This window comes from Candidatus Baltobacteraceae bacterium (assembly GCA_036559195.1).
In the GTDB taxonomy this organism is placed as follows: Bacteria; Vulcanimicrobiota; Vulcanimicrobiia; order Vulcanimicrobiales; family Vulcanimicrobiaceae; genus JALYTZ01.
The window spans coordinates 13,575-31,487 of the sequence record DATBTN010000006.1 but is presented as its reverse complement, the minus strand read 5'-3'; the positions used below and the strand labels follow the sequence as shown (position 1 = coordinate 31,487).

Genomic DNA, 17,913 nt, shown 5'->3' with positions numbered 1-17,913 from the left:
TTCCAGGCCGGGAATATCCGAATGACCGGGAGGCGGCGGATACAAGCCCTTTCGCTGGATAACGTCGGCGCGCGAAACGCCGGCGGCTTCAACCGCAACGAGCAGTTCGCCGTTGCCGGGACCGGGCGTCGGGCGTTCCACGACTCGCAACACGCCGGCGTCGCCGGACTCGGCGATCTCAACAACTCGCATGCTCTCCTCCTACCCGTGCGGTGCCAGAAACATCGCGTCTCCGAACGAAAAGAACCGATACTCGCGCGCGACCGCTTCGGCGTACGATGCGAGCATACGCTCTCGACCGGCGAACGCGCTTACCAAGACCAGCAGCGTCGACTGCGGCAGGTGAAAATTGGTGATCAACGCGTCGACGACCCGAAACGTGAAGCCCGGAGTAATGAAGATTGCCGTCTCGCCCGGACCCGCGCGCAGCGCCCCGCAGGCCGCAACGTTTCCTTCCAGCGCGCGCATGACGGTCGTTCCCGCGGCGATCACGCGCCGGCCCTCGCGTTTCGCGCGATCGATCGCGGCGACGGTCGCCTCGGGGATCGCGTACGACTCGCCGTGCATGTGGTGATCCTCGAGACGCTCGCCCTGCATCGGGCGGAACGTTCCCAGCCCGACGTCGAGCACCAGCTTCACGATCTCCACGCCGCGCTCCACGAGCGCATCGAACACTTGCGGCGTAAAATGCAGCGAGGCGGTCGGCGCCGCGACGCTGCCCGGCTCGCGCGCGAAGATCGTTTGATAGCGCAGCTGCGCTTCGTGCGAATCGTTATGAATGTAGGGCGGCAGCGCCAGCGTGCCGGCGCGTTCCAAAAACGCTTCAAACGGGAGGGTCAATCGAAACTCGAGTTCGCGTACGCCCTCCTCGAGCACGCGCAGCACGCGCGCTTCGCCGAGCTCGCCAAAGAGCACTCGGTCCCGTTCGTGCATCTTGCGTCCCGGCTTTACGAGCGCGAGCCAGCGCGAGGCGCGGGCGTCGTAGCGCGGCATCTCGGAGGGCCGCAGCAGCAGTACTTCGATGCGTCCGCCGCTCGGCCGCGTGCCGAAGATCCGCGCGGCAATCACGCGCGTCTCGTTGAGAACGAGGACGTCGCCCGCGCGCAGGTAGGCGGAGAGATCGCGAAAATGCGCGTGCTCGATATCGTCGCCGCGCACGACCATCAGACGCGCCGCATCGCGCGGCGACGCCGGCGCCTGCGCGATGAGCTGTGGCGGCAGGGCGAAGTCGTAGGCGGCGGTTAGCCGGTCGTCGCGAGCCGTTTGCGTTCGATTTCGAGAAAGGTGAGCAGCCGTTTGCGGTCGTCTTCCGCGATGTCGAGGAAGAGCACGCCGACGTGGTACGTATTCGGATCGACGGCCCGAATCCAGCGCACTTCGCCGCGCAGCATCAGAAAAGGATTGCGCTTCATCGTAAACGTGTATTTGGTGCCCTTCGGCAGATACTGATCGGCGATGACGCGCATCCCCGTCTCGGCGATATCGGCGACCGCGCCGCGAAAGAGCATCGACGAAATGCGATCCTCGACCACGACGTCGATATACTTACGCAAGCGAACGCCGGTCATTCGCTTGTCGTCGGGGTACCCCGAAGCGCTCGAAGGCTCGTCAGTCATGACCCACCGTCGTACCCGGAAAATAGAGTGCGAGGATGTCGCGAGCGGAACCGCCGGAGTTGGCCAATCCGCGCGCGCCCCACTGACACAGGCCCACGCCGTGTCCGAGGCCGCCGCCGTCGATCGCGATCGTCGCTTGCGCTTGCGCCGCGTCGAGACCCACGCCGCGCACGAGCAGGCTCGGAACCACGCGCGAGCCCAACTTGCTGCGGAACTCTGCGGCTTTGATTTGCACGGAGCCCGCGTCGCCCTCGATGCGGAAAAAACGCGCGCGCCCGCTCGGATCGGTTTGATCGACGGCGATGCGTTGGAGCGTACCGATGGAGGCGATGCGGTCGGCAAAGGCGCCGCGCACCCGATCGAGCGCGACCGATTCCGTCCATCGATACCACGGCGAATCGGTGCAGTACGTGCAGGTCACGCCGCCGAGATACGCGATCGGCGCACCGTTCCACGCATCCGACGATGCTTCCGTATGACCGCCGCAGCACGACGAATACATGATTTGCGCAAACTCGTCCCCGAAGCGCAAGACGTGGCCGGCGGTGTCGTCGACCGCGGCGGTCGTTGCGGGGGACTCGGCATCTATGCCCGTGTAGACTTGATCCGCCTCGGAAGGGACGACGTCGTAGTCGCGATTGGGATTGCTGCGCCCGAGCACGTAGGTGCGCGCGGCGATCGCTTGCGCGCGCAGCGCTTCCGCGGGCCAGCTGCGGGGCATCTCGCGCGAGACGACGCTGTAAAGATACGCTTCGAGCGGGACGACGCTGACGACGCGGCCGTCCGGCGTCGACGTGAAGGAGCCGCGATACCGGCGCCCTTCGTAGAGGAAGCTCTCCGCATCGACCGGTTGTGCCGATCCGCGACCGAGCAGGACGCGCAGCGATTGCACGTCGGATTGGACGGCCGGATCCGACTGCGGCGCGGCCGCTAGAACGAACGGCATTCCCGCGGCGGCAAGTAAGAAGCGCCGGCGTTGCATCACAGCAAACGTTCCTGTTGACCGGACGCGGTGCCTTTGAGGCCGAGATGACGGTACGCGGCGGGCGTGGCTTTGCGGCCGCTGGCGGTGCGGATCACGAAGCCCGTCTTGAGCAGATACGGTTCGACGACATCTTCGAGCGTCTCCGCATCTTCCGTCAACGTCGCGGCGATCGCGGCCATGCCCACGGGTCCGCCCCCGTACTGTTCGACGATCGTGCGCAGGAACGCGCGATCCAAGCGGTCGAGGCCCAGTTCGTCAACGCCTTCGCGTTCGAGGGCTTCGTCTGCAACGGCGCGCGTGATGTGCCCCTGCGCGCGAACCTCGGCAAAATCGCGAACGCGGCGCAGCAGACGGTTGGCGATTCGCGGCGTTCCGCGGCTGCGCGCCGCAATCGTCTGCGCGCCTTCGTCGTCGATCGGCACTCCTAACACCTCCGAGGAACGCAGGACGATGCGTTTGAGTTCGTCCACGCCGTAGTAGTCGAGGTGGTGCATGATGCCGAATCGCTCGCGCAGCGGCGCGGAGAGCATGCCGGCGCGCGTCGTCGCACCCACGAGCGTAAATCGTTTGAGCGGCAGCTTCAGCGTCTTCGCATAGGCGCCGCGATCCACGACGAAATCGATCTGATAGTCCTCCATCGCCGGATAGAGAAACTCTTCGACGACCCGGCCGAGGCGATGGATCTCGTCGATGAACAGAATATCGCCTTCCTCGAGCGCCGTGAGAATGCCGACGAGGTCCTTCGGCTTCTCGAGGGTCGGTCCGCTCGTCGGCCGCAGCGCGCGTCCCATGTCTTTGGCGATGAGCGCGGCGAGCGTCGTTTTTCCAAGTCCCGGCGGACCGTAGAACAAGATGTGCTCGAGCGGTTCGTCGCGTTTGCGCGCCGCGTCGATCGCGATCTTCAAGTTTTCGACGACCGTCGTCTGCCCCACGTACTCATCGAACGAGCGCGGCCGCAACGATGCCCCGTATACCTCGTCCTCGAGCGTATCCCCCGGATCGAGTACCCGCTCCGCGTCATCGCGAGCCTGCAGGACGTCGTCGGGTCCGATCAGTCTTTTGCGCGCGTCGCTCATGCGTTAGCGAGCGCTTTCTGGCGATAGATCTCGGCCAACAGCGTCTCGGCATCGGCAATCTGCGGTGCGGCTTCGAGCGTTTTGCGGATCATCGCCTCGGCTTCGGCGCGCTTGTACTCGAGCTGCAGGAGCACCGCGAGCGCTTCGTCGGCAAAGCCGGGGATCGCGGCCGACACCGCGGCCGGCGCGTCCTGAATTAAGAGAAACTTGGTCACCTTGCCTTGCAGTTTTGCGACGATATCGCGCGCCTTCTGCTGGCCGATGCCGGGCAGCGTTTTTAGAAAAACGTGATCGCCGCGATCGATGGCGCCCGCGATGCGCGCCATCGGCTGCGAGAAGGCGCGCGCGGCCGAACGCGGACCGATCGATGCGACCGAGATCAGCGCTTCGAAGAACTCGCGTTCGATCGCGTTGCTGAATCCGTAAAACGTGAACCGGCCCGTGTTGCCTTCCATGTTCAGTACCGCATGAACCTCGAGGGCGACCTCCGCACCCGGCGCGACCGAAATCTTCTCCGCAACGCAAGGCGGCAGAACGATTTCGTAAGCGAGACCGCCCGCATCGAGCACGACGCTCGAATCCAACCGTTCGACCAGGCTGCCGCGGATGCGTGAAAACATCTACGCCAACCTGCGCAGAACGGACGGCAGCCGCTCTTCGTGTTCGTAGAGGTTGAGAAAGGCCAATGCGAGCGCCAACGCATCCGAGACGTCGTTGGGTTCGGGCCGGCGCCGCAGTCCGAGCATCTCCGTTACCATGTGATTGACTTGCTCCTTACGCGCCGCGCCGGAACCCACGAGCGAACGTTTGACGAGCGAGTGGCCGAGCGTTCGTACCGGAACGTCGTGCTGCGCCCCGGCTAAACACAGCACGCCCCGCGCGTGACCCATCATGATTGCCGTGAGCGGATTTTTGTACGTCGAGTAGAGCTCCTCGATCACGATCCATTGCGGGCGCGTCGCCGCAACGACGTCGCTGATTCCGGCGTGCAGGTCGCGCAAACGCATCTCGAGCGTCCCGCTCGTCTTGGGTGCGATCACGCCGCCTTCGATCAGCCGCGCGCGATTCCCCGACTGCTCGATCACGCCATAGCCCGTGACTCGCAGTCCTGGGTCGATTCCCAGAATCCGCAGGCTCACGGCGTCGGCTGGCCGGCGTTGTTCACGATGAGGTTGACGGTCGCGCCCGGACTGGTCTGCGTTCCGGCCGCCGGCTCGGTCCGCACGAGCTTCCCGTCGGCGCCTTCCGCGATATAGGTGACGTTGCCCGGAGCGTATCCCGAGGCTTGCAGCAGGGCCCGCGCGGCGTCGAGCGTCATGCCGTCGGTATCGGGAACGGCGCCCGGAACCGAGAGATAGATCGTGACGGGAGAACCGCGCGGGGCGCTCTGGCCGGCCGGCGGGTCTTGGCGAATGACCTGGCCGTTCGAGGGATCGTTCGGGCTGATTTGATAGTCGAGTTTCACCGTAAAGCCGGCCGCCGTTAGGGCTTGCGTCGCTTCGTCCTGCGCTTTGCCGGTCACGCCGGTTACCGGCGCGAGGTCGCCGCCGCTGCTGACCGTTACGTGCACCGTGCTGCCGCGCGTGCTGAGCGTTCCGGCCGCGATATCTTGCCCGGCGACGACGTTGGGCGGAATGTTGCTGATCGGCTGCTGGGTGGCATCGAGGGTGAAACCATCCTGCTTGGCGAGGCGCTGCGCGTCGCTAAGCTGCATCGTCACGAAGTTCGGCATCGAGACCGGCTGCGGGCCGTCGGAGACGACGAGCGCGACGGTCGAGTTTTCATGAATCTGCGTTCCCGGCGCGGGCTTCTCGGCGATGATGCTGTCTTTCGGAACGCTGCCGCTAAACGCGTGCGTCAGCTTGACCGCGAACTTTTTCCCCTGCAGATCCTGCTGCGCGTCGTGCAGCGTGTATCCGATCACGTTCTGCAGCCCAAACGTCGGCAATCCGTTGCTAACGAAGAGCGTGATAAACGTACCGGGCGCGACTTGCGAGCCGGGTTGCCGATCTTGGCTGATGACCGTGTTTATGGGATCGGCGTTGCTGGGCTGGCGCTTGACGTGCACGTTGAGGTGAGCGTTGACGATCGCTTGCTGCGCCTGCGTGTCGAGCATGTGCGAATAGTCGCCGACCTTCACGGTCGCTACCAACGGGTTGCTCAGCGAATGCCCGAACAAAAAGTACCCGAGCGCGATCGCCAGCACGAGCGCGCCGCTCAGTATCGCGACGATCCGGCCGCCGCTGCGCGAGCGGCGCGCTTCATCGTCGCCAATCGAGGTGTAGGAATAATCGGGCAGCCGCGACGGGCGCGGCGGCGGTTGGGGGGCGCCGACGGCGCGAAACATCTGCGTCGGCGCATCGTCCATCGTTTCGTAGGCGGCGAACGCCGGGCGTTCGCGGGCCTCGCGCAGCGCCGACGCGACTTCGCTAGCGGACGCGAAGCGATGCTCGGGATGTTTTTGCAAGAGCTTGTTGACGATCGCGGCCAGGGCCGGGCTCACGCCAATACCCTCGGTATCGAGCGTCGGTACGGGATCGCTGATGTGTTTGAGCGCTACCGTGACGGGCGACTCGCCCGTGTAGGGCAGCTTGCCGGTCAACATCTGATAGAGCACGATGCCGACGCTGTAGAGATCGGAGCTTTCGCGCAGCTCGTGCCCTTGCGCTTGCTCGGGGGAAAGGTAAAAGACGCTGCCCATGACGAGTCCGGGTTTGGTCATCGCCATGGTCTGTTGCGAAACCGCGCGCGCGATGCCGAAATCCGAAAGCTTGACGACGTCGTCTTTCGTGACGAGGATGTTGGCCGGCTTGATGTCGCGATGGAGCAAACCCTGGCGATGCGCGAACGCGAGGCCGTTACAAATCTGCGCGGCGTAATCGATCGCTACCGGTTCGGGAAGCTTGCCGTCGGCGGCGATAATCTCGGCAAGCGATGGACCGTCGATGAGCTCCATCACGATGAAATAGGTATCGTCTTCGCGTCCCACGTCGTACGTGTTCACGATGTTGGGATGCGAGAGCCGCGCGGCGGATTCGGCTTCCTGATAGAAGCGCCGCACGAATTCCTCGTCGCTGGCATATTGCTCGCGCAGCACCTTGATCGCGACGCGGCGGCGCAGAAGCGTATCGGTTCCGCAGTACACGGTCGCCATACCGCCTTCGCCGAGCTTGCTGTCAAGCCGGTAGCGGTTGTTAAAGATGTGTTGTTCGATCAACTCCGTACGCTCTGTAGTGCTACTCGTAAAACATTGCGCGCGATCGGCGCGGCCACCGCCGCACCATACCCCGCATTCTCCACCACGATGGCCACCGCGATTCGCGGATTCTCCGCCGGCGCGAAAGCCACGAACCAGGAGTGCGCCCGCCCCGACGGGTTGGTTGCCGTCCCGGTTTTTCCGGCAACCGTCACGCCCGAAATCTGCGCGGCGGTTCCCGTTCCGCGCTCGACAACGGCCACCATCATCTTCTTGACGTTGGCGGCCGTATCCGCCGATACCGGGCTAGCGAGCGTCGTGCCGCTGAAACTGCTCGAGGGAATTCCCGCTCGCACGACCTGGCGAACGATATAGGGGCGCGGTTCGTTTCCGCCGTTGGCGATGGTCGAGCCGATCAGCGCCATCTGCAGCGGCGTCATCAGTAACGCTCCCTGGCCAAACCCCATCTGGGCGAGTTCGCCGGGGACGATCGAGTCTTTCGCCGGGACGCGGTCGGTCGAGGCGGGCAGCTGCGTATCGAGCGGCGCGCCGATGCCCCAGCGATCGAGATACTGGTAAAACGTGTCCACGCCCATTTTGAGCGCGATTTGTCCGAAGTCGACGTTGCTCGAGAGGGCGAAAGCGCCCGTGAGATCCTGCGTCCCGGTCACTTCGCTCTCGTCGTTGTGCAGCGTGAAATTGCCGACCGTGAGATAGCCGGGATCCGAGAAGGTCGAATCCATCGTGACGACGCCGGCATCGAGTGCGGCGGCCGCGGTGAAGATCTTAAACGTCGAGCCCGGTGGATAGAGGCCGTCGGTCGCGCGATTGAGCAGCGGACTCTGAGGATCGTGGTTGAGGCTTGCAAACGTCGCCGCCAGCGCGTTGGGATCGAAACTCGGCACGCTCGCGATGGCGAGGATCGCCCCCGTGCGCGGATCGAGCACGACGCCGGCCCCGCGCGAGTGCGCGTCGAGCTGCGCGAAGAGCTCCGCCTGGATCTGCGGGTCGATCGTGGTGACCACATCCGCGCCGCGCTCCACGAGGCTCTTGCCGGAGAGCGCGGCGGCCAGGTCGCCGAGTTGCGCGCCCAGGTCGCCGTTCGATTCGGGCGGCGTGAGCGCGCGATCGTACGCATCTTCGATACCGCTCGTGCCGTAGCGTGCCGACACGTAGCCCACGGTTTGCGCGAGCGACGATCCCAGCGGGTAGACGCGCTTGCCGTGCAGCGTCTGCGCGAGCACGGTTCCATCGCTTGCTAAAATGCGCCCGCGGTAGTTGTCGAGCAATCCGTGGCGCGGATTATAGGCCTTCGACGCCAAGGCCGGTCCTTTGACCACTTGCACGTAGAATTGCCGTACGACCAGCAGCCCGAAAAGAATCGCAAAGATCGTGCCGATCCGGGCGATCAGACGATCGTTCACGCCTCGCGCTCGCGCAGCAGCGTGAAACCGTCGGGCGAGCGGACGGCGAGATGGGGCCGGTTCGCGTCGTTTTCCATCAGCAGGTTGATCGCCGCGTGCGCCGAGGCTTCGTCCACGCCATGCAGGCCGAGGATCACGTCGACGCCCAGTTCCTCAAGCAGCGGCGGTGCCACGTACGCGCCGGTCGGGAGCGTTTCGAAATGGCGCGCTTCGTACGGTCCGTTGCGCCACGGGCCGCGTTTACCAAAGACCGTTTTATGATAGTCCCAGGCGCAGAGCTGGCGGTCGCCCCAGCGAAAATGATCGCGCACGCACAAACGGCGGCAGGTCGCGCATTGCACGATCGCTTCGGGCGGATGCGCGAGCGCCTCGCCCACGTCCGCCGGGCAGTCTTCGATATTGAGCACGATCGCCTCGTCTAAGACCTCGGGCGGTTCGGCGTGCCACCGCGTGCGCGCGAGCAGGTCGACGTCGTGCATCGGCGCGACGAACGAGCGCTCGTCGCTCGAAGGAAACGTTTGATCGATCCAATCGAGCAGGCTCACCGCGGCGATCTGCACGTTTTGCCACGTATCGCCTACGACGGAACCGATCGGCGTCATCGCAAGCGGCACCAATCGCGCCGTCACCATATTGCGCTCCGGTCGCAGGCTGCTCGCGAACGCAAGCGTATTCGCGTTGCCGCCCAGGATGAGCGCGCGCGGTTCTACCTCGGCGTTCGGGCGCATCGATACTCTTGCAGCGTTTGGGGCGGGCCCGCCGTGTTTTCGAGCGCTTCCGCCAGAGCGCGGGCCGTATCCAGACTGGTCAGACACGCGATACTCGCTTCGACCGCAGCGCGGCGAATCTTGTAGTTATCGGATATTTCACGCTGCCCGGTGGCGTCGTTGATCACGAGATCGACGCCGCGCGCGTGGATGAGATCGAGCACGTGCGGCGATCCGTCGGCGATCTTGTTCACGAATTCGCACGCGATGCCGTGCGATTCGAGGTAATCGCGCGTGCCGGGCGTCGCAATGATCGTGTGTCCCAGATCGGCGTACCGGCGCAGGATCGGAATCGAGGCTTCCTTCTCTTCATCCGCGATCGAGACCAGAATCTTGCCGCCGCTTCCCGGCAAGCGGATCCCGGCGCCGATGAATCCCTTACGCAGCGCACCCGCGAAGCGCTCGTCGATGCCGAGCACTTCGCCGGTCGATTTCATCTCCGGCCCGAGGATCGTTTCGACGCCGCGCATTTTGGCAAATGAGAAGACCGGAATCTTGACGACCACGAACGGGGCCCGCGCCGTGAGACCGGTGCCGTACGGCATGTCGCGTAACCGTTCGCCGAGCGCGATGCGCGTGGCGGCGGCGACCAGATTGACGCCCGTCGCCTTTTGAATAATCGGGACGGTCCGGCTCGCGCGCGGGTTCGCTTCGATGATGTAGAGCTGCCCTTCGTGCACGACGAATTGGATGTTGATGAGGCCGCGAATCTGCAGTTCGCGCGCGATCGCGGTCGTCACCTCGACGATTCGCCGTTCCATCGCATCGTCGATCGTCTGCGTCGGGTAGACGCTGATCGAATCGCCGGAGTGAATGCCGGCGCGCTCGATGTGTTCGAAGATTCCCGGGATGAGAATGTCCTCGCCGTCGAAGACGGCGTCCACTTCGAGTTCGAGCCCGCGCAAGTACTTATCGACCAGCAGCGGTGCGTCGGGCAGAATCGGCGGAGCCGACTCCGCGTACGACGCGAGTTGTCCTTCGTTGTAGACGACTTCCATGCCGCGTCCGCCCAACACGTACGAGGGCCTCACCAGCACGGGGAAACCCAACTCACGTGCGATCGCGCGCGCCTCGCGGAAACTCCTAGCCGCCTTGCCTTCGGGCCGTGCGACGCCTAACCGGCTCAGTGCGGCGTCGAACTTCTCGCGATCTTCAGCCATCGCCAAGCTCGCGCGATCGCTGCCGATGATCCGCACGCCGCGGCGCTCGAGTTCGTCGGCGAGATTGATCGCGGTCTGACCGCCGAACGCCAGCATCACCCCGCGAGCGTTCGTCGCACGGTAAGCCGCTTCGACTTCATCGGCGCCCGGGGGCTCGAAAATCAGCACGTCGGAGATGTCGAAATCGGTGGAAACCGTCTCCGGATTGTTGTTGATGACGACCGCCGAACGGCCCGCTTCGCGCAGCGCCCAGGCCGCATGCACGCACGAATAGTCGAACTCGATCCCTTGTCCGATGCGGATCGGGCCGCTGCCGACCACGACGACCGCTTCGCGCGGGGTGGGGCGCATCTCGTCGGTTTCACCGTACGAAAGATAGTAGTACGGCGACTTCGCCGGAAACTCGGCGGCCGCCGTGTCTACCATGCGAAACGCCGGTACGACGTCGTCGCCGTTGGGTTCGAGCAGGCGCAGGGAGGCGCGCGAATACCCGCATTCCAGCGCGCGTCGCGCGTCCCCCGTACCGTCGCGAAACGACGCTTCGAGCGCGACGAGTTCGGCGATTTCGTGCAGCCAAAATGGATCGATCGCGGATCGCCGCGCGATCTGCTCGATGGCGATGCCGCGGCGCAGCGATTCGGCGATCGCGAAGAGCCGCTCGTGCGTCGGGCGCGCGATGACCGCATCGAGTTCCGCGTCGCTCCAACCGGCAAGCGCGGTTCCGGTCAGCGTCTCGCGCTTGAGGTCTAGCCCGCGAACGGCTTTCATCAACGCCGCTTGCAGCGTTCGGCCGATCCCCATCGCTTCGCCCGTCGATTTCATTTGCGTGCCGAGATGCGTGTCGGCAAGCGGAAATTTATCGAACGGCCAGCGCGGAATCTTTACCACGACGTAATCGAGCGTCGGCTCGTAGGCGGCTTTCGTGACGCCGGTCACCGGATTGGAGATCTCGTCGAGCGTTTGCCCGAGCGCGATGCGCGCGCTGATCTTGGCGATCGGATATCCCGTCGCTTTGCTCGCCAGCGCCGAACTGCGCGAAACGCGCGGGTTGACTTCGATGATGCGGTACTCGCTGCTGGTCGCGTGCAGCGCGAATTGGATGTTGCAGCCGCCTTGCACGTTAAGCGCGCGAATCACGTTGAGGCTCGACGAGCGCAGCATCTGGTATTCGAGGTCCGAAAGCGTCTGCGATGGAGCGACCACGATCGAATCGCCCGTGTGAACGCCGACCGGATCGATGTTCTCCATGTTGCAGACGATGATGCAGTTGTCGGCGTTGTCGCGCAGGACTTCGTACTCGACTTCTTTCCAACCGAGCAGCGAGGTTTCGAGCAAGACTTGATGGATGAGGCTCGCCGCCAGGCCGCTCTCGAGCGTCTCGCGCAACTCCGCCTCGTCGTAGACGATCCCGCCGCCCGTTCCGCCCAGCGTATAGGCCGGGCGCACGACGAGCGGGTAGCCGGTCTGGGTTGCGAACGCCACGCCCGATTCGATGTCGGTAACGATGAGCGACTCGGCGACCGGCTCGCCGATTTCGATCATTTTGGCTTTGAAGTGTTCGCGGTCTTCCGCAAGCTTGATCGTGGCGACCGGGGTGCCGAGCAGTTCGACGCCGTGGCGCTTTAAAACGCCGGCTTCGTCGAGTTCGACCGCGAGGTTGAGGCCGGTCTGGCCGCCCAGAGTCGGCAACAGGGCGTCGGGGCGTTCGAGTTCGATGATCTGCTCGATCGAGGCGACCGTCAGCGGTTCGAGGTAGACCGCATCGGCGACCTCGGGGTCGGTCATGATCGTGGCGGGGTTGGAGTTGACGAGGACGACGCGGTGCCCTTCCTCGCGGAGGGCTCGACACGCCTGAACGCCGGCATAATCGAATTCGGCGGCCTGGCCGATGATGATTGGCCCTGACCCGATCACTAGAACGTTCCGTCGCAGCATCCTAGGCAACCAGGTTTAGGCGACGCTCCGCAGACTCCTGGACGACAAAAGTTGCCGGCGCTTTATTGCTCGCTCGCCTGACCGTTACGGCTGCAGCCGGTGGAGACTCCAAGCATTGCGTTCGCGCACGAATTCGAGACGGTCGTGCATGCGGTTCTTCCGCCCTTGCCAAAACTCGAAGCGCGCGGGGCGCAAGAGATATCCGCCCCACGAATGCGGGCGCGGGACTTCTTCATCGGCAAAGCGTTCGTCGTAGTCGCGCAGGCGGGCGTCGAGCAAATCGCGATTCTCGACGATCTCACTCTGCTCCGAGGCCCACGCGCCCAATCGATGACCGCGCGGGCGCGTGGCGAAGTACGCTTCGGACTCTTCCTCGCTGATGGTTTCGATCGAGCCTTCAATGCGAACTTGACGCTCGAGACGTTCCCAATAAAAAAGCGCGGCGGCATAGGGATTCTCGGCGAGCTGGCGTCCCTTTCGGCTAAAGTAACTGGTGTAAAACACCAGACCGCGCGCATCGAGCCCGCGCAGCAGCACCATACGGGCGCTCGGACGGCCGTCCGCGCCGGCGGTCGAGATCGACATCGCGTTGGGTTCGAGTTGGCCGGCGGCGCTCGCGCCGTCGATCCAGCGCCGCAGCTGTGCGACGGGATCGCGATCGATCGATTCCTCGAGCAGCGCGCCGAGATCGTAGGTGCGTCGCATCGTCGCGACGCTAACCGGCGCGGGTGAATCCGAACGCAGCGCCGCCTGCAGTTCCTCCGGGCGGCCTCCGAACGCGACGAGCAAGCCGTACGCCCGGCTCTCGGGCAATCGCGCGACGGCCGCGAGCAGATGCGAAGAGCTGAGGTAATGGTGGTTATACGCGCGCGCGATTTCAAACGCGCACTCGATCATCTTCTTCCCTTCGGCGCTAAATTCGGTTTCGCGCTCCGGCTGGGTGCGGGGAGCCTCTCCAATCGCAGCCGCGACGCGTTGCGAGGTGACGCCCCGCTCGATCAGCAGCCGTGCGAGCGGCTCCGAACCCTCTGCGAGAATCCCCGCGAGCAGGTGCTCCGAGGCGATCTCCGCGCTGCCCGCGCGCTCGGCGAACTCTTGCGCGAGGACGATGGAACGGCGGGCCGGCTCCGTAAACGGCTCCCACATCGACATGGCTACGGAAACCTCCCTAGGGCGAACCCGATCGCAAATGACGCCAGCATCAGCGCGCCGCCGATCGTCGCGGCGGCCAGCGATGCGTCGACGGTTCGCCGCTCGAAGGTCGTGGTTCGGCCGAGGCGTGCCAGCGCCTGGCGCAATTGCCCGGCGTCGTCGGCTCGAGCGTACGTACCGCCGGTGGCTTGCGCGTAGGCGCGCAGCGCGTCTTCGTCGATACCCGCAACTTGATTCGTGCCGGGAACGAGCGCGCCGTTGTTCGTGCCGATACCGACGGTGTAGAGCACGATATGATCTGCGGCCAGATCCTGCGCCGCGGCCATCGGGTCGACGCCGCGATTGCTGACGCCGTCGGTGATGAGGATCACGACGCGGTGGCCGCGCGGCGGCAACGAGCGCTGCGCGAGCGCGAGCGCGTCGCCGATCGCCGTCGCTCCGTTCGGCAACGGAATTTGATCCAGGCTGCCGCGCGTTTGCGCGCGATCGCTCGAGAGCGGCGCCACCACGTCCGCCGAGGTCGCAAAGGCGATCGCGCCGATCTTGATGCCGGCCGGCGCCCCGTCGATAAAGGCGGCGGCGGCGCTTCTGGCCGCTTCGCCGCGCGTCGGCGCGACGTCGGTGGACGCCATCGAGCCCGACGTATCGATACAGATCATGACGCTGCCGTCTTTGGCCGGCACCCACACGCGCAGATGCGGGCCGCCGAGCGCCGCTGCGAAGACGATGAGTGCGACGAGCCAACCGGCGAAAAGCAGCGCACCGGTGCGAGCCCCGGTCCGCGTAGCCGCAATTAAAAACGGGAGGTTCGAGTACGCGATTTCCGTGCCGGTCTTGCGCCGTTCCAATTGGCGATAGAGCAGCGCGAAGAGCGCGACTGCCAGCAGCGCCAGAACGAGTCGGAACGGATGGCTAAACGTCACGTCAGCCGAAACGCTTCGTAGATCGCGTGCGCGCCGTTCTCCTCGGTAAACGTTCCGACGCGCCAATTGCGCGCGTTCAAGCGCGCGCGCAGCGCCGCCTCGCGATCGCGGACGGCTCGCACGTACCGATTGCGTTCGCGCTTCCCGAGAAACACTCGGTACGATGCGCCGCTCTCTGCGTCGCGCAGACGCACGAAACCGCGCAGCGGGAAGCCGTCGGCCCACGGATCGCGGGCGACGAGCGCCGTGCAGTCGAAGCGCGCGCCCAGCAGCGCGAGCGACTCTTCGTGACGCTCGTCGAGATCGAAGAAGTCGCTCGCGACCAGCAGCGCCGTGCCGCGCGGAAGCGTTGCGAACGCGACCTCAAGGGCCGTCCCTAAATCGAACGCCCGGCCGGGAGCTTCGGCGTGCAGGCACACCGAAGCGCTGCGCGTTCCGCGCAAGCCGACGGGCGCGAGCGGCCCCATACTCGTAATTCGCGCGCATCGGTCGTCGGCAAGGGCGGCGCCGTACCACACGCCGAGCGCTTCACGCGCGCTCGCCAGCAGCGTCCGCCGCCGGCCGACGCGCATCGACGGCGAATCGTCGACGATCGCCGCGAGCGTCAGCGCAACGTCTTCGAGCACCACGCGACTCTGCAGCTCGCCGGTGCGCGCGGTCGCGGCCCAGTCGATGCGGCGCGGATCGTCGCCGGCGACGTATTCGCGCAATTCCACAAACTCGTACCCGTCGCCGCGATACATCGTCGGCGAACCCGCACCGGAATTGCGCGGCCGGTTGCGGCCACGTAAAAGCGCCGTCCGCAGATCGTTCACGGGGCTTTGACGCTCGCGATCAGTTGCGCCACGATCGCTTCGGGGTCGGCGCGCTCCGTTACGATGCGGTAGTTGAACGCGATGCGATGGCGCAGGACCGGCGGAGCGACGGCGCGCACGTCGTCGGGCAAAACGAAATCGCGTCCGTCGATCAGGGCCTTGGCGCGCGAGAGAAAGGCGAGACCCAGCGTGGCGCGCGGGCTCGCCCCGTTGTCGATGAGGCCGCCGTCGGTCTCGCGCGTGGCGGCGACCAGATCGACGATGTAGCGCTTAACTTTGGCATCCAAATGAATCGCCCGCGCCTGCGCGCGCCAGGCGCGTACGTCGTCGAGCGACGCGGCGTCCGCAACGAGCGGCGTCTGCGCCGTCGCAAAGCGTTCGAGGATGCTCGCTTCTTCTTCGCGCGACGGGTAGCCGACGTTGACTTTGAGCAGAAAGCGATCCATCTGCGCGTGCGGAAGCGCGTACGTTCCGTCGGCGTCGAGCGGGTTCATGGTTGCGAGCACGATAAACGGATCCGGCAACGCGTGCGTTTCCAGGCCGATCGTGACCTGGCGTTCCTGCATCGCCTCCAACAGAGCCGACTGCACTTTGGCCGGCGCGCGATTAATTTCGTCGGCCAGCACGACGTTTGCGAAGATCGGTCCGAGCGACGTGGCAAAGTTCGCTTCGCGCTGATCGAAGATGCGCGTTCCCACGATGTCGGCAGGCAGCAGATCGGGAGTAAACTGGATGCGTTTGAACGCGCCTCCGAGCGCGGCCGCGAGGGCGCGGCAGGCGAGCGTCTTCGCAAGCCCCGGCGGTCCCTCGAGCAGCACGTGTCCGTTTGCAATGAGGCCCAGCACCAGTCCCTCGATGACGGCGGTCTGTCCGACAATAGTTTGCGCGAGCGCGTCGATGAGGTGGTGCGGTCGTCGATTCGCCGTCATGTGCGGGTTCTTTCCATCGTGTCGAGCAGTTCGTCTATCGCGGTCTGGAGGTACGCGTCGTTAATGAAAGCCGCGCGCTCGGCCGCGCGCAGCGCGGCGTGCATTCCCGCAAGCGCGGCCCCCGGGTGCTCCAAAGCGTCGGCCAGCGTCTCACCTTCACGCGCGCCGATGGTGGCCCAAAGCTCGCGCCGCACGAGGAGCGCACTCGGGCGCGAACGCGCGGTTCGCAGCGCATCGAGCGCGCGACGAAGCCGTTCCTGCGGCGACTCCGGCGGGGCCGGCGGTACGTCGACCGGGCGCGCAACGGGCGGCGCGGGAGGCGCTTGTAGAAGCGGGCGCCGCAGGCCGAAGAGCGCGACGATCGCTAGTCCGAACGCCAGCGCGACGAGCGCGCTGCTCACGAGCGCGCCGCGTAGTCCGGCCACCGTCGCGCGCGCGCTCGCGACGCCGCCCGTGACCGTGACGTTGAGTTCGTTCGAAAGGAAGCGCTTAGGTTTACCGTCTCGTGCGTCGATTGCGGCGAGCGACGCGCGCGTGAAATGAATCGTGCCGCTCTGGTGCGCGACCAGCGTCAACACCTCGCGATAGTCGGTGCCGCCGGCGCCGGAATTGGTGTGCCGTTCGTCGCCCAGTTCTTCGACGCCGAAAAAATCGGGCAAGGTGATGTTGGGCAGCTCCGCGACGTTTTCGGTGACGTGGAGCGTCACGATGACGTAGAACGGCTGCTCGAGCGGCACGCGCGCGGCGTTGGACGAGAGCGCGAACGAGGTTACGTGCAATCGCTGCAGCGGCAAGGCTTGCGCTCGGCTCGCGCCGAGCATGATCGTGACGACGAGCGCGCCGAGCGCTCTAGACCAAGCCCGCGCTCTCAAGCCACTGTGCGAAGAGGCGCCGCGCGTCGTAGGGTCCGGGCGAGGCCTCGGGGTGGAATTGCACCGCCGCGATCGGCAAGTTGCGATGGCGAAACCCTTCGTTGGTTCCGTCGTTCAGGTTGACCATCGTCTGTTCGAGGTTGGCCGGCAGCGATGTCGCATCGACGGCGTAGCCGTGATTGTGTGCGGTCACGAGTACTTCGTTTCGCTGGATGTCCTTGACCGGCTGGTTCCCGCCGCGATGACCGTAGGGCAGTTTGAACGTGCGCGCCCCGCACGCGAGTGCGAGCAGCTGATGGCCCAAGCAAACGCCGTAGAGCGGCGTTTTTTCGAGTAAGTCGCGCAGCGTTTCGATCGTCCCGGGTAAGTCCGTTGGGTCCCCCGGCCCCGGCGAGATGAAGACCGCTTGCGGTTCGTGTTCGAGAATCTGCGCCGGCGACGCATCGTACGGCACGACCGTGACCGACATACCGAGCGCCGCCAAATCGCGAACGATCGCGCGCTTGACGCCGCAGTCGATCAGCACGACGCGCGGACCGTCCGCCGGTCCCTCGTGGTGTTGCGTCGTACTCGCGACGCCGGGCACGAGCGCCTTGGTGGTAGCCGTTCGCACGAACTCCACGAGCCGCGCCTCGGCGCCGGCCACGGCCGTTTCGCCGACGGCGATCGCCGCCCAAATCGTTCCGTGTTCGCGTAGTGCGATCGTAATCGCGCGCGTATCCGCATCGATCATCGTGGGAACGCGTTGTTCGTCGAGCCACGCGGGCAAATCGGCGCGCATCGCGTGGTGCGACGGATGGCGCGCGATGCGTTTGATGACCGCGCCCGCCACGCACGCGCGCGGGTACTGCGCGACCGTGCCCGAGATACCATAATTGCCGATCATCGGGTAGGTGAAGGTCAGGATCTGACCGGCGTACGACGGGTCGGTCAGCGCCTCTTCGTATCCCGTCATGCCCGTATAAAAAACGGCTTCGCCGAGAGCGAGGCCTTCGTGGTTGAGACCGTGGCCGTCGAAGCGCGTTCCGTCGGCTAAAAATAGGGCTGCGGGGATGGACATGTC

16 protein-coding genes and 1 pseudogene are annotated in these 17,913 nt (G+C 65.3%); all 17 read right to left on the bottom strand.

Translation table 11 applies throughout. The annotated features are described in order from the left end of the window. Nucleotides 1–192: hypothetical protein (locus VIG32_00995; protein HEY8296586.1), on the bottom strand; the 192-nt coding region annotated here is incomplete at its 3' end. A gap of 9 nt (nt 193–201) precedes the next feature. After that, nucleotides 202–1,227, bottom strand: a pseudogene (gene queA, locus VIG32_00990) (tRNA preQ1(34) S-adenosylmethionine ribosyltransferase-isomerase QueA). Between the two features lie 14 nt (nt 1,228–1,241). After that, a complete protein-coding gene (locus tag VIG32_00985; protein ID HEY8296585.1) occupies nt 1,242–1,616 on the bottom strand; it encodes a PilZ domain-containing protein in 375 nt (124 codons plus the stop codon). After that, nucleotides 1,609–2,598 carry a SpoIID/LytB domain-containing protein gene (locus VIG32_00980; GenBank protein HEY8296584.1) on the bottom strand — a complete coding sequence of 330 codons (990 nt, stop codon included), beginning with the start codon at nt 2,596–2,598 and terminating at the stop codon, nt 1,609–1,611. The genes VIG32_00985 and VIG32_00980 overlap by 8 nt, the downstream gene beginning before the upstream one ends. Next, on the bottom strand, nt 2,598–3,677 hold the full coding sequence (gene ruvB, locus VIG32_00975; GenBank protein ID HEY8296583.1) for a Holliday junction branch migration DNA helicase RuvB: 1,080 nt from the start codon (nt 3,675–3,677) through the stop codon (nt 2,598–2,600). Before ruvB ends, VIG32_00980 begins: the two co-directional genes overlap by 1 nt. Beyond that, entirely contained in the window at nt 3,674–4,297 is a 624-nt protein-coding gene (gene ruvA / locus VIG32_00970; GenBank protein HEY8296582.1) for a Holliday junction branch migration protein RuvA, read from the bottom strand. Before ruvA ends, ruvB begins: the two co-directional genes overlap by 4 nt. Next, a complete protein-coding gene (gene ruvC, locus VIG32_00965; protein HEY8296581.1) occupies nt 4,298–4,816 on the bottom strand; it encodes a crossover junction endodeoxyribonuclease RuvC in 519 nt (172 codons plus the stop codon). Next, the gene (gene pknB, locus VIG32_00960; GenBank protein HEY8296580.1) at nt 4,813–6,894 is read right to left on the bottom strand and encodes a Stk1 family PASTA domain-containing Ser/Thr kinase; all 2,082 of its coding nucleotides are present in this window, start codon (nt 6,892–6,894) and stop codon (nt 4,813–4,815) included. Before pknB ends, ruvC begins: the two co-directional genes overlap by 4 nt. Beyond that, on the bottom strand, nt 6,891–8,297 hold the full coding sequence (locus VIG32_00955) for a penicillin-binding transpeptidase domain-containing protein (GenBank protein ID HEY8296579.1): 1,407 nt from the start codon (nt 8,295–8,297) through the stop codon (nt 6,891–6,893). Before VIG32_00955 ends, pknB begins: the two co-directional genes overlap by 4 nt. After that, nucleotides 8,294–9,025 carry a hypothetical protein gene (locus VIG32_00950; GenBank protein ID HEY8296578.1) on the bottom strand — a complete coding sequence of 244 codons (732 nt, stop codon included), beginning with the start codon at nt 9,023–9,025 and terminating at the stop codon, nt 8,294–8,296. Before VIG32_00950 ends, VIG32_00955 begins: the two co-directional genes overlap by 4 nt. Beyond that, nucleotides 9,004–12,138, bottom strand: a complete 3,135-nt coding sequence (gene carB, locus VIG32_00945) for a carbamoyl-phosphate synthase large subunit (GenBank protein HEY8296577.1) — start codon at nt 12,136–12,138, stop codon at nt 9,004–9,006. Before carB ends, VIG32_00950 begins: the two co-directional genes overlap by 22 nt. 105 nt (nt 12,139–12,243) lie before the next feature. Next, on the bottom strand, nt 12,244–13,311 hold the full coding sequence (gene pdxH, locus VIG32_00940) for a pyridoxamine 5'-phosphate oxidase (GenBank protein ID HEY8296576.1): 1,068 nt from the start codon (nt 13,309–13,311) through the stop codon (nt 12,244–12,246). Nucleotides 13,312–13,313: 2 nt separating this feature from the next. Next, complete coding sequence (locus tag VIG32_00935; GenBank protein ID HEY8296575.1) at nt 13,314–14,234, bottom strand: VWA domain-containing protein; 921 nt, start codon at nt 14,232–14,234, stop codon at nt 13,314–13,316. Then, nucleotides 14,231–15,049: a DUF58 domain-containing protein gene (locus VIG32_00930; GenBank protein ID HEY8296574.1), complete on the bottom strand. Its 819-nt coding sequence runs from the start codon at nt 15,047–15,049 to the stop codon at nt 14,231–14,233. Before VIG32_00930 ends, VIG32_00935 begins: the two co-directional genes overlap by 4 nt. Beyond that, complete coding sequence (locus tag VIG32_00925) at nt 15,046–15,978, bottom strand: MoxR family ATPase (GenBank protein HEY8296573.1); 933 nt, start codon at nt 15,976–15,978, stop codon at nt 15,046–15,048. The genes VIG32_00930 and VIG32_00925 overlap by 4 nt, the downstream gene beginning before the upstream one ends. Further along, on the bottom strand, nt 15,975–16,850 hold the full coding sequence (locus VIG32_00920) for a hypothetical protein (GenBank protein HEY8296572.1): 876 nt from the start codon (nt 16,848–16,850) through the stop codon (nt 15,975–15,977). Before VIG32_00920 ends, VIG32_00925 begins: the two co-directional genes overlap by 4 nt. Further along, a complete protein-coding gene (carA, locus tag VIG32_00915) occupies nt 16,828–17,910 on the bottom strand; it encodes a glutamine-hydrolyzing carbamoyl-phosphate synthase small subunit (protein HEY8296571.1) in 1,083 nt (360 codons plus the stop codon). The genes VIG32_00920 and carA overlap by 23 nt, the downstream gene beginning before the upstream one ends. Nucleotides 17,911–17,913 lie beyond the last annotated feature (3 nt).

Bases quoted from the DNA above. Each gene is read 5' to 3' on its own strand.
- ruvB (HEY8296583.1), bottom strand. From the start codon at position 3,677: ATGAGCGACGCGCGCAAAAGACTGATCGGACCCGACGACGTCCTGCAG.
- pdxH (HEY8296576.1), bottom strand. From the start codon at position 13,311: ATGTCGATGTGGGAGCCGTTTACGGAGCCGGCCCGCCGTTCCATCGTC.
- carA (HEY8296571.1), bottom strand. From the start codon at position 17,910: ATGTCCATCCCCGCAGCCCTATTTTTAGCCGACGGAACGCGCTTCGAC.
- VIG32_00985 (HEY8296585.1), bottom strand. From the start codon at position 1,616: ATGACTGACGAGCCTTCGAGCGCTTCGGGGTACCCCGACGACAAGCGA.
- VIG32_00950 (HEY8296578.1), bottom strand. From the start codon at position 9,025: ATGCGCCCGAACGCCGAGGTAGAACCGCGCGCGCTCATCCTGGGCGGC.
- VIG32_00925 (HEY8296573.1), bottom strand. From the start codon at position 15,978: ATGACGGCGAATCGACGACCGCACCACCTCATCGACGCGCTCGCGCAA.
- VIG32_00980 (HEY8296584.1), bottom strand. From the start codon at position 2,598: ATGCAACGCCGGCGCTTCTTACTTGCCGCCGCGGGAATGCCGTTCGTT.
- ruvA (HEY8296582.1), bottom strand. From the start codon at position 4,297: ATGTTTTCACGCATCCGCGGCAGCCTGGTCGAACGGTTGGATTCGAGC.